The organism is Marinicrinis lubricantis (genome assembly GCF_042658665.1).
GTDB lineage: Bacteria > Bacillota > Bacilli > Paenibacillales > KCTC-33676 > Marinicrinis > Marinicrinis lubricantis.
Window position 1 is genome coordinate 78,171 of the sequence record NZ_JBHSQV010000036.1, and the last position, 13,583, is coordinate 91,753.

Here is a 13,583-nt window from a genome sequence, read left to right on the forward strand (position 1 = left end):
CTCTTTCTTCCGAAAAATGTAATTCTTGTCTCAATTATAACACACGCCACCTAGTGTTACAAGGGCTGGAAGGCAGCTCTAGCCTCCCAAGGAGCCACCTAGAACAGTGCAAGCTGGTTCGATTCCGGCATGCCTCGGAAGCAGCCGAACGACTGCAGAAGCTCGATCACTGTTTTCGAAGCTTTCGACCTCTTCTGAAAATCCTCGACCGATAGGAATTCGCCCTCTTCACGAGAAGCGGCAATGTTTTTGGCCGCATTGATACCTACACCCGCAATCGCCGAAAACGGCGGAATAAGCGAATCGCCTTCAATTTTAAACTTGGTCGCATCGGATTTATACAGGTCAATCGGCTTGAAGCTGAAGCCGCGTGCAGTCATTTCCAGCGCCATTTCCAGCACACTGATGGACGCTTTTTCTTTCGGCGTAGCGGAGAAACCTTTATCCTCGATTTCAATAAGCCGCTTCAATATCGCGTCATATCCTTGGCAAAGCAAGTCTAGATCAAAGTCTTCGGCTCGAACGGAAAAATAAGTCGCATAAAACTGAATCGGATAATATACCTTGAAGTACGCTGTTCGTACAGCCGAAATGACATAAGCCGAAGCATGCGCCTTCGGGAACATGTACTCGATCTTCAGGCAGGAGTCGATATACCATTGAGGTATCTTATGCTCCTTCATAATTTGAATCCATTCATCCGTAAGACCTTTCCCTTTACGTACGCTCTCTGTAATTTTAAACGCAAGTCCCGCATCCAGACCGCCTTTGTAAATTAAATACAGCATAATATCGTCACGACAGCCGATAACCGTCTTAATGGTACAAGTGTTGTTCTTAATAAGCTCCTGCGCATTCCCGAGCCATACGCCGGTACCGTGCGACAGCCCTGAGATCTGCAATAAGTCGGCGAATGTGGTCGGTTTCGTTTCCTCCAGCATCTGACGAACGAATTTCGTTCCCATCTCCGGAACGCCGTACGTCGCTACAGGGGTACGAATCTGCTGCGGTGTGACGCCTAGCGCATCCGTCGAACTGAAAATACTCATTACTTTCGGATCGTTCATCGGGATTGTCGTTGGGTCAACCCCCGTTAAATCCTGCAGCATCCGCATCATCGTCGGATCATCGTGTCCGAGAATATCGAGCTTCAGCAAATTCGCATCGAAGGCATGATAATCAAAATGGGTCGTCTTCCAATCCGCGCTCGTATCATCAGCCGGATATTGAACTGGAGTAATATCTTCTACCTCGATATAGTCCGGCACAACCACGATTCCGCCCGGATGCTGGCCCGTGCTTCGTTTTACGCCGGTACATCCGCTTGCGAGCCGCAGTACTTCTGCGGTTCTCCACTTTTTACCGTGCTCTTCCTCGTACTTCTTCACATAGCCGAAGGCCGTCTTCTCCGCCACGGTACCAATGGTACCTGCGCGATATACATTCTTTTCCCCGAACAGCACTTTCGTATAATTGTGTGCGTGCGGCTGATACTCCCCGGAGAAGTTCAAATCGATATCGGGAACCTTATCTCCCTTGAAGCCGAGAAACGTCTCGAATGGAATATCCTGTCCATCGCCTCTCATCATCGTTCCGCAATGCGGACATTCTTTATCTGGCAGATCGAAGCCGCTCGGCACGCTTCCGTCAGTAAACCATTCGCTCTGCTTGCAATTCGAACAGACGTAATGCGGCGGCAGCGGGTTAACCTCGGAAATCCCCAGCATCATTGCCACAACCGATGATCCTACCGAGCCTCTGGAACCAACCAAATAGCCGTCCTCGTTCGATTTCTTCACTAGTCGCTGAGAGATTAAGTACAGGGCAGCAAAACCGTATTTAATAATCGGCTCGAGCTCTTTCTCCAAGCGCTTCACGACGACTTCCGGAATCGGATTTCCATAGATGCTCTCCGCTGTTGCGTAACAGGTTGTCCGGATTTCCTCGTCCGCTCCTTCAATGACGGGAAAGAATGGCTCCTTCGGAAACATCTCAATCTCATCAAATTGATCCGCCAGCTTATTGGTGTTCGCGACCACAACCTCATGGGCTAGCGCTTCTCCCAGATATTCGAATTCCTTCAGCATTTCTTCCGTCGTACGAAGATGGACGTCAGGCTTTTTCATATCCTTTAGAGGACTGAAGCCCGTGATGCCGTGAATCGTAATATCCCGGCCAATTTTCTCTTTCGGATGCAGATAATGCACATTGCCGGTAGCGATCACGGGCTTGCCTAATTTCTTGCCAATCTCGATAACTCTTCGGTTTGCATCCTGCAGCTCCGCCGCACTGCCTACAAGGCCTTTGTCGACCAAATGCATATTGTTGCCGATCGGCTGAATTTCCAGCACATCATAAAATTCCGCGACTTGCTCCGCTTCCTCCTGCGACTTGTTCAGCACGGATTCGAAGAACTCGCCTTTTTCACAACCGGAAGCGATGATCAGTCCTTCGCGAAGCTCCTCGAGCTTGCTCTTTGGAATGCAGGCAACTCTCTTGAAATATTCGGTATGGGAAAGAGAAACCAACTTGAACAGGTTTTTCTTTCCGATTTGATTTTTCGCATATATACAGCAGTGAAACGGCCGAGCATTCGATAAATCCTTACCGACAAAATCGTTCAGGCGATGCAGCTTAGTCATGTTTTGAGCCGCCGCATCCTTCAGCATATGGAACAAAATATGGCCTAACGCAATCGTATCGTCAATAGCGCGGTGATGATTTTCCAAGCTGACCTTGAACTTATCCGCCAATGTGTTGAGCCGGTGATTTTTCATCGTCGGATACAGCAGTCTTGCCAGCTCCAACGTATCGAGCGAAGGATTCGGAAGCTCCGGCAGTCCGAGCTGCTTTAAATTCGCCTGCACGAAGCCCATATCGAATCGGGCGTTATGCGCGACGAGCACCGAGTCTTCTACGAACTGAGAAAATTCCTTGAGCACCGGCTCCAGTTCAGGAGCCCCCTGCACCATCTCATCCGTAATGCTCGTGAGCTGGGTAATATGGTATGGTATACGCTCATGCGGATTGACAAAGGTGGAGAAACGATCAATTTCCTTGCCATCCTTCATCTTTACGCCAGCGATTTCAATGATTTTATTGTTAATAATTGAGAGACCCGTTGTCTCGATGTCGAATACGACATACGTACAATCCTGCAGCTCTTGTTCCACCGCATGGGTAACGATCGGAACGGAATCGTTCACGACATTCGCTTCCACACCGTAAATCACTTTAATCTTATGCTTCTCCTGAGCATGGTACGCTTCCGGGAAAGACTGAACACCGGCATGGTCCGTAATCGCAATCGCTTTATGGCCCCACTTTGCTGCCGTCTTTATATATTCCGAGACCGGCGTTATGCCATCCATCGTACTCATATTCGTATGCAGATGGAATTCAACCCGCTTCTCCTCGGCCTGATCCACTCGCTCTGCGATTGGAGAACGCACCTCATGCAGGTCCGATGGAATCATGACCAGTTCTGGAGTCTGCATGAAACGATCATACTCAATCCGTCCTCTGGCCCGAACCCAAATCCCTTTCTTCAGCAGTCTTAGTATTTTCAAGTCTTCCTTGTTCTTCGCAAACACCTTGCACTGCAGCGAATCCGTGAAATCCGTTAAACAGAACTGGAACAAGGTATTGCCGTTGCGCAGCTCCTTCTCCTCTAAATTAAAGACAGATCCTTGGATCGTAATCTTCTTCTCTTCGTCGACGATCTCCTGCAGCGGTACCGGCTGATCCTGGAAGTCATACCCGTACACAAGTTTAACCGGATCCTCGCCGTCCTCCACTTCCTTCTCCTTCTCAATCGCCGTCATGATGTTCTGTGTTACGGTCTTCTCTTCCTCGGCTTTTTGCTGTGCAAATTTCTCATATTCTTCTTCGCTGTTATCGCTGAGCTCAAATAAGACGTTGAATTCCCGGCAGAAGAACGACTTAAAGAAGAATTTCAACTTCTCATCAATACTCCGCTTTTTGGCCAGCTCAATGCCCATTTGGTCGAGCAGACGCAGATGCAGTGTCTTGCCGACAACTTCTTTACGTGCTTTTGTCATCCAGCCATTCACAGAAGCCACTTCCCGCTGAATCCAATCTATAAATAATGGCCAATATTCCTCGGCAATTTCTGCGTGGCCTACCTGCTCATCATAATCGATAATAAAGCTGATTCTCGCAATATGCGCAAACTTATCTTGAATATATTTACAGAAGCTCCGATAAACTTGCTGGGGCACCAGCGTCTGCTTGGCGATGCGAAAAATCCATTCCTTATTGGAACGGCTGCAGATCACCTGATCTATGTAGCCTTCGTAAAAGTACTGCTTTACCCAGTCGTCGGGAATGCCAGCCTGCTGCATCAGCATTTCGAAACGTTCTCTCTTCTGTGCAGGTTGTCCCATCGTATCGCTCCCCCAAATTCAATTTCTCTCAATCTCAAAACATCCAAATCTACTATTCTCTATCATACCATAAATGAGACTTCCGTGATGAACGATTCCCTGTATGGGGGTTAGAAAAACTTTGCAGTTGAAGAGGAGCAGTTGAGAATGGAACCCTTCAAAACGTGAAATAAAAAAGGCAGCGGATTTTCACCGTCTGCCTATTCTTTATTTAAACGTATTCGAATTAATAAGCTCTCGCAAATACGACCGTGTGCTTCGCAACATCGCCGCAAACGAGACATGTGCTCTTGTGCTCCTGCACCTCGAATGGAATGTTGCGGCTTGTCGCACCGCTCTCTTCCTTCACCTGATGCTCGCACGCCGCCGATCCGCACCATCCGGCCAAGTAGAAGCCGCGTTTTTGCTCCATCGAGGCTTTAAGTTCGTCGAGTGAATCCACCGACTTCAGATTTTCCTCCATGAATGCTTTCGCGTTATTATACATTTGCTCATGGGTTTCCGCGAGTAACCGCTCTACTTCCTCCACGAGCTGATCCTGAGCGACCACCCGCTTCTCGCCAGTGACTCTGGAAACGAGAACGGCTTGTCCGTTTTCCATATCTCTAGGGCCTAGCTCCAGACGAATCGGTACGCCTCTCATCTCATATTCGTTAAATTTCCAGCCTGGACTCAAGTCTTGTCGATCGTCCACTCGAACCCGAATGCCTGCTTTCTTCAGCACGTCATACAGTTCATCCGTTCTAGCCACAACCTGATCCCTTGTTTTGGCAGGACCGATCGGAATCATAATGACCTGCGTCGGTGCGACTTTCGGAGGCAGACATAAACCGCGATCATCCCCATGAACCATGATGAGCGCACCAATCAGACGAGTGCTGACTCCCCATGAGGTGGTATGCGCGTACTGCAGTTGATTGTCCCGATCCAAATATTTAATTTCGAACGCTTCAGCAAAGTTCGTGCCCATGAAGTGCGACGTTCCCGCTTGCACCGCACGGCCATCCTTCATCATCGCTTCGATCGAATACGTTTCCTTTGCTCCAGCAAATTTCTCGGAAGGCGTCTTCTGTCCCACAATGACCGGAATCGCTAGGAAATTTTCGACGAAATCACGATAAATCTCAAGCATTTGAAGCGTTTCTTGTCTCGCTTCTGCCTCTGTCTCGTGAGCCGTATGTCCTTCCTGCCACAGAAATTCGCTCGTTCGCAGGAACGGCAGCGTTCTTTTCTCCCAACGGACAACGTTCGCCCATTGATTGATGAGTACCGGCAAATCGCGGTACGATTGAATCCATTTCGAATACATATGACCAATAACGGTTTCAGAAGTAGGACGAATGGCCAAGCGTTCCTCCAGCTTCTCCCCGCCAGCCTCTGTCACCCAAGGAAGCTCAGGGTTAAAGCCTTCCACGTGCTCCTTCTCCTTCTGAAAGAAGCTTTCCGGAATGAAAAGCGGGAAATATGCATTTCGATGGCCCGTCTCTTTGAACCGTGCGTCCAATTCACGCTGGCAAAGCTCCCACAGCTCGTAGCCTTCCGGCTTGAACACGATACAGCCGCGTACCGGGGAGTAATCCATCAGGTCAGCTTTTTTGATTACATCAATATACCATCTCGAGAAATCCTCGGCCTGCGGTGTGATTTCCCGAACAAATTGTTTATCCTTCGACATAACGTCCTCCTAACTTCACCCGAAACGTGCTTGGCTCCGATGAAAGGACGAAACGCCCCCCTCGAAGCCGATGTTCTTCATGCATAGTAGTGTTGAATTTAATATACGTTTTACCCTTTAAATAATCGTAAAATATCGTTGTACGTGACCGCAATCATCAGCACCATCAGTAAGGCGAAGCCGATAAAGTGCACGATGCCTTCTTTGTTCGGATCGATCGGCTTACGCCGCAGCGCCTCCAAGCCGATAAACAGCAGCCTGCTTCCATCCAATGAAGGGAACGGCAGCAAATTGAATATGCCAAGATATAGGCTAAGTATCGCCGTCCATGATATATAAATATTGAAGCCTTGGCTTACCGCTTCATTCGTGACCTCTGTAATACGTACGGGACCGCCTAAATCATCGATTTTGAATTGTAATGTAACGAGCTTCTTAAGGGCTAAAAAGATTTGCTCGGTTGCATTCTTCATAGTTAGCGCCGTATTCTCGAAGGCCTCGCCAATGGTTGGATTTCGGTATGGTATTCCCTTCTGTATGATGGTAATACCCACCTTGCCCTGCCCGTCTTCCATTTTCGGAGTCACCTGCAGCGTATGTTCTTCATCGCCGCGCACAATAACCCACTCCATCGTTTGATCCGCCGAACCGGAAATCGTTTCAATCAGCTTTTGACTGTCGCCGGCGACCGCCTCGCCATTTACGCTTTTAATCACATCTCCTGCTTCTAATCCCGCTTCGCTAGCCGCAGACGATTCGACGACTTGGCCAATCTCCAAATGGGTAGGCTCTCCGTTCGGGATTCCAGTCATGTAGATAAAAATGAAGAAGAGGATAAAAGCTAAAATAAAATTCATCAACGGACCGGCAAAAATGGCCATAGCCCGTTTGCCTACAGATTTGCTGCCAAATTGACGGTTCCAAGGGGCAATTTGGGTTTCTGTATTTCTGGCGATCATGATCGCTTCCGGATGAACATGGAACGATTGAAGTTCTTCGTCTACATCTAATTTCAAAGTCAATTCGTGCTCTAAATCCAGATGCTCGACCGTCCCGATGATACAATCTTCACGCTCATCCAGCCGATCTAAATACATTCGATGCACTTTACCCTGCGAATCGATCTGGACGGCAATCGTCTGACCGGAATTAATTTGCACGAGCTCCGGATCCTCACCGGCCATCCTTACGAATCCGCCGATCGGGAACAATCTCAGTGTATAGCGGGTTTCACCTTTTTTATAAGTAAACAGCTTCGGACCAAAGCCGATGGCAAATTCTCTAACCAAGATGCCTGCTCTCTTCGCGAAGTAGAAATGCCCCCACTCATGAAATCCGACCAATAAAAAAAACATGAACATGGTTAATAAAATGCCCTCTACCGTCAACGTCCCGAATCCTCCTCCGTGTTGTACATGTCCTTAGATTATCATTATTCCCAGTTCAAACACAAGAGAACCCTCATCTTCCAAAAAACTGCTTCAGGCCTGTGACCACTTCAGGACACTGGCTCTTGCCCATCGATCCGCCTCGGCGATTTCTTCAAGGCTTGGATTGGGTATGGAATGATGCTCCGTGATCGCCTGCTCGATATAGGATTCGATTTCTAAGAAGGAGATTCGGCGGTCCAAGAACAAGCCGACGGCAGCTTCGTTCGCGGCATTAAACACAGTTGTAGCCGTCCCGCCCTGCTTGCCGCACTCGATCGCCCATCGAAGACACGGAAATCGATCATAATCTACAGATTTAAAATTCAATGATCTCAGCTGTCCGAATTGTAATGGAGCAGAGGGACTTGGCAGACGATTCGGGTAGGTCAGCGCATATTGAATTGGCACCCGCATATCTGGATTGCCCAGCTGCGCCATAATGCTGTGATCTTGAAACTCTACCATCGAATGAATGATGCTTTCCGGATGAATGACGACTTCAATTTGCTCATATGGAATACCGAACAACCAATGTGCTTCAATCACTTCGAGTCCTTTGTTAACTAAAGTAGCGGAATCGATTGTGATTTTGGCGCCCATGGACCAATTCGGATGTTTCAATGCATCCTCCACAGTGACATCCTTCAGCTCATCTCTGCTTCTATCTCGAAACGAACCACCGGAAGCGGTAACGATCAGCTTGCGAATCTGCTCGCGCTTCTCCCCATTCAAGCATTGAAAGATGGCGGAGTGCTCACTATCCACCGGAATGAGATCTACTTGATGCTTGCGTGCCTTCTCCGTCACAATGTGTCCGGCACTGACTAACGTTTCCTTGTTCGCTAACCCGATATGCTTGCCAGACTCAATGGCCGCTAGCGTAGGCCGCAGCCCTTGACTGCCTACCATCGCTGTGACCACCACATCCGCCTCATGATGGGCAGCTGCCTCCAGAATCCCTTCGTCGCCATACACTACGCGAGTGCCAAACCCGATTCTTGCTGCTAATCGATCAGCCAATTCCTTCGTTGCGACCGAAACGAGCTTCGGTTTAAAGGTAAAGATTTGGGATTCCAGCAAATCGATGTTGCTTCCTGCAGCCAGCGCAGCGACCTCGAACTGCTCCGGATGGTGTTTGATCACATCGAGCGTTTGAGTTCCAATCGAACCCGTCGATCCTAGAATTGCAATTCGTTTCTTCATTGGTTCCTCCTCTGGCAATCATCCAAAGATCATTCGGCAGACTTATACCGGAATGAGTGACATAAAGTGAATGAATGGAAACACGATAATCCAGCTGTCGCAACGATCCAGTACCCCGCCATGTCCAGGCAGCAGCGTGCCTGAATCTTTCACGCCTCTGGCGCGTTTGTATGCGGACTGTATAAAATCGCCCAACTGCCCTATAACCGATGCAGCCAATCCAATCCACAGCGCCTCGATAAAATCCAGCCTTTCGGGAGAATACAATGAAAAAAGCAAAGCTGCCGCAATAGACAAGATTAAACCGCCTACGGCACCCTCCACTGTTTTTTTCGGACTAATCGCAGGCCAAAGCAGATGCTTCCCAATGGCTCTACCCGTAAAGTAAGCTCCGATGTCACTCACCCAAATACTGATAAAAATCAATAAAGTCCAAAATAGACCGTCCTCCGGAATGAGTCTAGTCGACAGCATATAATGGAAGCCTGTTCCGACATAAACCACTCCAAGAAAGAGCAACGCTGCTTGCTCGACATTGATTCGATTTTTGCTAGTGACGGTAACCGCAAAAAACACCAACATCGAAATCCAAATCATCTGTTCTCCGTAAAACTGTACACCTTCATAATGCTCCCAAGGGATGGTGAGCCAAGCTACTGCAGCGTACCCGATCAGTGCCGGTACTCCAAACGGTGCAATTCGGTTTAAACGAACGAATTCAAATAAACCAATGAGGGCAAGTGCTAAGATCAATATGGTATATCCGGCTCCTCCGAAATACAGCAAAAAAAGAAATACGATCGCTGCGAGAACACCGGTAATCAGACGCTGCTTCATACAAAATGCACCTCCAATGCTGGGACTATAGGCCGCCGTATCTTCTTGCCCGGTTCTGGTACTCCCGAATCGCAGAGTAAAATAACGGTTCATTGAATTCTGGCCAGTATGCTTCCGTGAACCAAAACTCCGTGTACGCCAGCTGCCACAGCATAAAATTACTCAGACGCAATTCTCCGCTCGTACGTATCAGCAAATCCGGATCAGGTAAGTCAGACGTTAACAATCTATCGTTAAGCGCTTGTTCATTAATGTCATCCGTATGTATACGACCGGCCAAAAGATCCTCAGCGAGATGCTTCGCAGCATGTACGATTTCTAACCGACTGCCGTAATTCAAGGCGAAATTTAGGATCATGCCATCATTATGACGGGTTCGTTCAATGGCATTCTCTATAGGCTTTAATGCAAATTCGGGGAGTTGTTCTTTAGAACCCGTCATCCGCACCTGAATATTATTCTGCTCTAAATCTTCAATTTCCAGAGGAAAAAACTCTTGCGGCAGCTTCATTAAATAATCGACTTCTTCCTTGGGACGCTTCCAATTTTCCGTAGAGAACGCGTACAAAGTCAGTACCTCAACACCAATCGTCTTGGCGGCAATCGTGATTTTTTTCACGTTTTTCATACCGGTATGATGACCTGCAGCACGAGGGAGCCCGAATTTTTTAGCCCATCTCCCGTTGCCGTCCATAATAATTGCCACGTGTTTCGGTACCGATCCGGCTTTCAAGATATCATCCGCCGTAATATGATGTTGTTTGAACCTGCGTAAAATATGTTTCATAGTTAATCCCCCGTCAAGGAATCAGGACATAGACAAAACCCCACGAAACGCGGGGTAGTCATTGCTATATCTCCATGATTTCTTTCTCTTTGGCTGCCAAGACTTGATCCACTTCTGCAACAAACCGATCGGTTAGCTTTTGGATGTCATCCTGATGACGACGGGATTCGTCTTCGGAGATGTCCGTCTTTTCTTTTTTCTTGATCTCTTCATTCGCGTCACGGCGCACATTGCGAACAGCGACTTTCGCTTCCTCACCGAACTTCTTCGTCATTTTGACAAGCTCGGCTCTTCGCTCTTCTGTAAGTGCTGGAATGACGATTCGAATAATCGTACCGTCATTGGTCGGCGTAAGCCCCAGATCGGACTTCATGATTTCTTTTTCAATCGCACCCATGATCGTTTTATCCCAAGGCTGAATGATTAATGTTCTAGCGTCCGGTGTTGAGATATTTGCCATTTGGTTTAACGGTGTAGGTGCACCATAATAATCAACTTGAATTCTTTCCAATAAGGCTGGGTTCGCTCTTCCAGCTCTTAGAGAAGCGAGCTCGCGTTTTAAATTTTGAATGGCTTTATTCATTCTTTCTTCCGCATTGGCTTTAATCGACTGAGGCATGATTTACACACTCCCCTTGACAGTTGTACCAATTTTTTCTCCGAGTACGACTCGTTTTATATTACCATTCTCCGTAATAGAGAACACAATTAATGGGATATTGTTATCCATACAGAGCGATGATGCCGTTGAATCCATCACGCCCAAGTTCTTATTCAGCACTTCCATATACGTGAGATGCTCGTATTTGACAGCGCTAGGGTCCTTCATCGGATCCGCCGAGTAGACACCGTCCACTTTGTTTTTAGCCATTAGGATCACTTCAGCTTCAATTTCCGCCGCACGCAGCGCAGCAGTCGTATCCGTGGAAAAGAACGGATTACCTGTGCCTGACGCAAAAATGACAACTCTGCCTTTTTCTAAATGGCGGATGGCTCTTCTGCGAATATACGGTTCAGCAATTTGCTGCATCGCGATCGACGTCTGTACTCGTGTTGGAACTCCAATCGTTTCGAGTGCATCCTGGAGAGCCAAAGAATTCATGACGGTTGCCAGCATACCCATATAATCTGCCGTAGCCCGGTCAATGCCCTGAGCGCTTCCCGAAATGCCTCTCCAGATGTTCCCGCCGCCTACCACGATGGCGACCTCGACACCTAATTCCACAACTTCCTGGACTTGATGAGCAACAGAGTTAATCGTCTCCGCTTCGATTCCAAATCCCTGATTACCAGCCAAAGCTTCACCGCTCAGCTTTAATACTACTCTTTTAAAAACAGGCTGTGCCAAAGTTCCGCGCCCTCCATTCACACGATTTGCAATTACGTGTTAATATACCATGATTCGATATTCTCCTTCACTTTCCCCGAATGCCCTGAGGAACATACCACCCCGTGAAGAAAGGATTTAATCAGCCGAAACAGCGAAACTCTAGGTCACAATTTCATCCTCGGCATCACATTTACGGAATCGCCAGTGAACGAAATTGTCATTTTGGCGTTCCATATTTTTGAGAAACCTCTTTCGCGGATTCTCCGTCATAGTGCATCGTAAGCTTTATCTATCCGATGTGGTAAAAAAGAAGGAACACGGCTGGTGTTCCATTCTTTTCTTTCACCTGATTATTGTTTCACTTGAGACATTACTTCTTCTACGAAGTTGTCTTGTTTCTTTTCCAAACCTTCTCCGAGCTCATATCTTACGAAACGGCGGATCGTGATGTTCTCACCGATGGTGGAGATCTTCTCATTCACCAGCTCAGTAATCGTTTTGTCTGGGTCTTTAACGAAGCTTTGCTCCATCAAACAATATTCTTCGTAATATTTAGAAATACGGCCTTCGACCATTTTATCTACAATTTTCTCAGGTTTGCCTTCATTTAACGCTTGTGCGCGCAAAATTTCTTTTTCTTTGTCCAGTTCTTCCTGAGGTACTTCTTCACGACGAACATATTTCGGGCTTGTTGCGGCGATTTGCATCGCTACATCACGAACAAACTCTCTGAAGCCTTCGTTTNTCTGAAGCCTTCGTTTTTAGCTACGAAGTCGGTTTCGCAGTTAATTTCAACAAGCACGCCGATTCTGCCGTTCGCGTGTATGTAAGATTCGACCAAGCCTTCAGTTGCAATACGGTCCGATTTCTTCGCAGCAGCGGAAAGACCTTTTTCACGAAGCACTTCAATAGCTTTGTCAATATTTCCATTTGCTTCTTCTAACGCTTTTTTACAATCCAGCATTCCCGCACCGGTTTTTTCCCTTAGCTCTTTTACTGCACTCGCACTTACTGCCATAAGTGTAAGCCTCCTTTATGTCCTTGTGATTTATTCTTTTTTACAACGCGACACTTTAAGACAAAAACTGCTTTTCTGTATCTTTTAAAAAAAGGGTGGTGATAAGGCTCTATTCGACCTTCCAACCACCCTTTCAAACCGCTTAAGTAAGATGCTCAAGCTGTTCTTGCCATTAAGCTGTAGTTTGTTCCCCTTGGTGCGCTTCAATTACTGCATCAGCCATTTTGCCAGTGAGCAATTTAACCGCACGGATGGCATCATCGTTACCCGGAATGACTACATCGATTTCATCAGGATCACAGTTCGTATCCACGATACCAACGATAGGAATTCCCAATTTACGTGCTTCTGCTACCGCAATACGCTCTTTACGAGGATCGATAACAAACAAAGCATCAGGCAGCTTCTTCATGTTCTTAATGCCGCCGAGGAATTTCTCCAAACGAGCTTTTTCTTTATTTAGAATAATAACTTCTTTTTTAGGAAGAACTGCGAATGTACCGTCTTCTTCCATACGCTCCAGCTCATGAAGACGATTGATTCGTTTTTGAATCGTTTCGAAGTTGGTCAGCGTACCGCCTAACCATCTTTGGTTAATGAAGTACATGCCGCAACGCTCGGCTTCTTCTTTCACTGAATCTTGAGCTTGCTTCTTTGTTCCGACGAAAAGAATCGTTCCGCCGTTCTCAGCAAGATCCTTAACAAAGTGGTATGCGTCTTCCACTTTTTTGACCGTTTTTTGCAGGTCGATAATATAAATTCCGTTTCTTTCGGTGAAGATGTATTTTTCCATTTTCGGATTCCAACGACGAGTTTGGTGACCGAAATGTACCCCAGCTTCTAAAAGCTGTTTCATGGAAATGACTGCCATCCTCACACACCTCCTCTAATATTGGT

The 13,583-nt window shown here is 47.3% G+C and carries 9 protein-coding genes and 1 pseudogene; all 10 read right to left on the minus strand.

Translation table 11 applies throughout. From position 1 onward, the window contains the following. Window positions 1-98: 98 nt before the first annotated feature. Window positions 99-4,406: a PolC-type DNA polymerase III gene (locus ACFPXP_RS07155; protein WP_379893539.1), complete on the minus strand. Its 4,308-nt coding sequence runs from the start codon at window positions 4,404-4,406 to the stop codon at window positions 99-101. A gap of 226 nt (window positions 4,407-4,632) precedes the next feature. Beyond that, window positions 4,633-6,081, minus strand: a complete 1,449-nt coding sequence (gene proS, locus ACFPXP_RS07160; protein ID WP_379893540.1) for a proline--tRNA ligase — start codon at window positions 6,079-6,081, stop codon at window positions 4,633-4,635. Window positions 6,082-6,191: 110 nt separating this feature from the next. Beyond that, on the minus strand, window positions 6,192-7,442 hold the full coding sequence (gene rseP / locus ACFPXP_RS07165) for an RIP metalloprotease RseP (RefSeq protein ID WP_379893687.1): 1,251 nt from the start codon (window positions 7,440-7,442) through the stop codon (window positions 6,192-6,194). A 120-nt stretch (window positions 7,443-7,562) separates the two neighbouring features. Then, a complete protein-coding gene (locus tag ACFPXP_RS07170) occupies window positions 7,563-8,714 on the minus strand; it encodes a 1-deoxy-D-xylulose-5-phosphate reductoisomerase (protein ID WP_379893541.1) in 1,152 nt (383 codons plus the stop codon). Between the two features lie 42 nt (window positions 8,715-8,756). After that, window positions 8,757-9,551 (minus strand): phosphatidate cytidylyltransferase, encoded by a 795-nt coding sequence (locus ACFPXP_RS07175; RefSeq protein WP_379893542.1) that lies wholly within the window; start codon window positions 9,549-9,551, stop codon window positions 8,757-8,759. 25 nt (window positions 9,552-9,576) lie between these two features. Next, window positions 9,577-10,338 (minus strand): isoprenyl transferase, encoded by a 762-nt coding sequence (locus ACFPXP_RS07180; protein ID WP_379893543.1) that lies wholly within the window; start codon window positions 10,336-10,338, stop codon window positions 9,577-9,579. Window positions 10,339-10,402: 64 nt separating this feature from the next. Beyond that, a complete protein-coding gene (gene frr / locus ACFPXP_RS07185) occupies window positions 10,403-10,957 on the minus strand; it encodes a ribosome recycling factor (RefSeq protein ID WP_379893544.1) in 555 nt (184 codons plus the stop codon). 3 nt (window positions 10,958-10,960) lie between these two features. Then, window positions 10,961-11,686, minus strand: coding sequence for a UMP kinase (gene pyrH, locus ACFPXP_RS07190; protein WP_379893545.1), 726 nt, complete (start codon window positions 11,684-11,686; stop codon window positions 10,961-10,963). Window positions 11,687-12,018: 332 nt separating this feature from the next. Further along, window positions 12,019-12,686, minus strand: a pseudogene (gene tsf, locus ACFPXP_RS07195) (translation elongation factor Ts). Window positions 12,687-12,858: 172 nt separating this feature from the next. Then, entirely contained in the window at window positions 12,859-13,557 is a 699-nt protein-coding gene (rpsB, locus tag ACFPXP_RS07200) for a 30S ribosomal protein S2 (protein WP_379893546.1), read from the minus strand. Window positions 13,558-13,583 lie beyond the last annotated feature (26 nt).

Bases quoted from the DNA above. Each gene is read 5' to 3' on its own strand.
- ACFPXP_RS07180 (WP_379893543.1), bottom strand. From the start codon at position 10,338: ATGAAACATATTTTACGCAGGTTCAAACAACATCATATTACGGCGGAT.
- frr (WP_379893544.1), bottom strand. From the start codon at position 10,957: ATGCCTCAGTCGATTAAAGCCAATGCGGAAGAAAGAATGAATAAAGCC.
- ACFPXP_RS07175 (WP_379893542.1), bottom strand. From the start codon at position 9,551: ATGAAGCAGCGTCTGATTACCGGTGTTCTCGCAGCGATCGTATTTCTT.
- rseP (WP_379893687.1), bottom strand. From the start codon at position 7,442: ATGTTCATGTTTTTTTTATTGGTCGGATTTCATGAGTGGGGGCATTTC.
- proS (WP_379893540.1), bottom strand. From the start codon at position 6,081: ATGTCGAAGGATAAACAATTTGTTCGGGAAATCACACCGCAGGCCGAG.
- ACFPXP_RS07170 (WP_379893541.1), bottom strand. From the start codon at position 8,714: ATGAAGAAACGAATTGCAATTCTAGGATCGACGGGTTCGATTGGAACT.
- rpsB (WP_379893546.1), bottom strand. From the start codon at position 13,557: ATGGCAGTCATTTCCATGAAACAGCTTTTAGAAGCTGGGGTACATTTC.
- ACFPXP_RS07155 (WP_379893539.1), bottom strand. From the start codon at position 4,406: ATGGGACAACCTGCACAGAAGAGAGAACGTTTCGAAATGCTGATGCAG.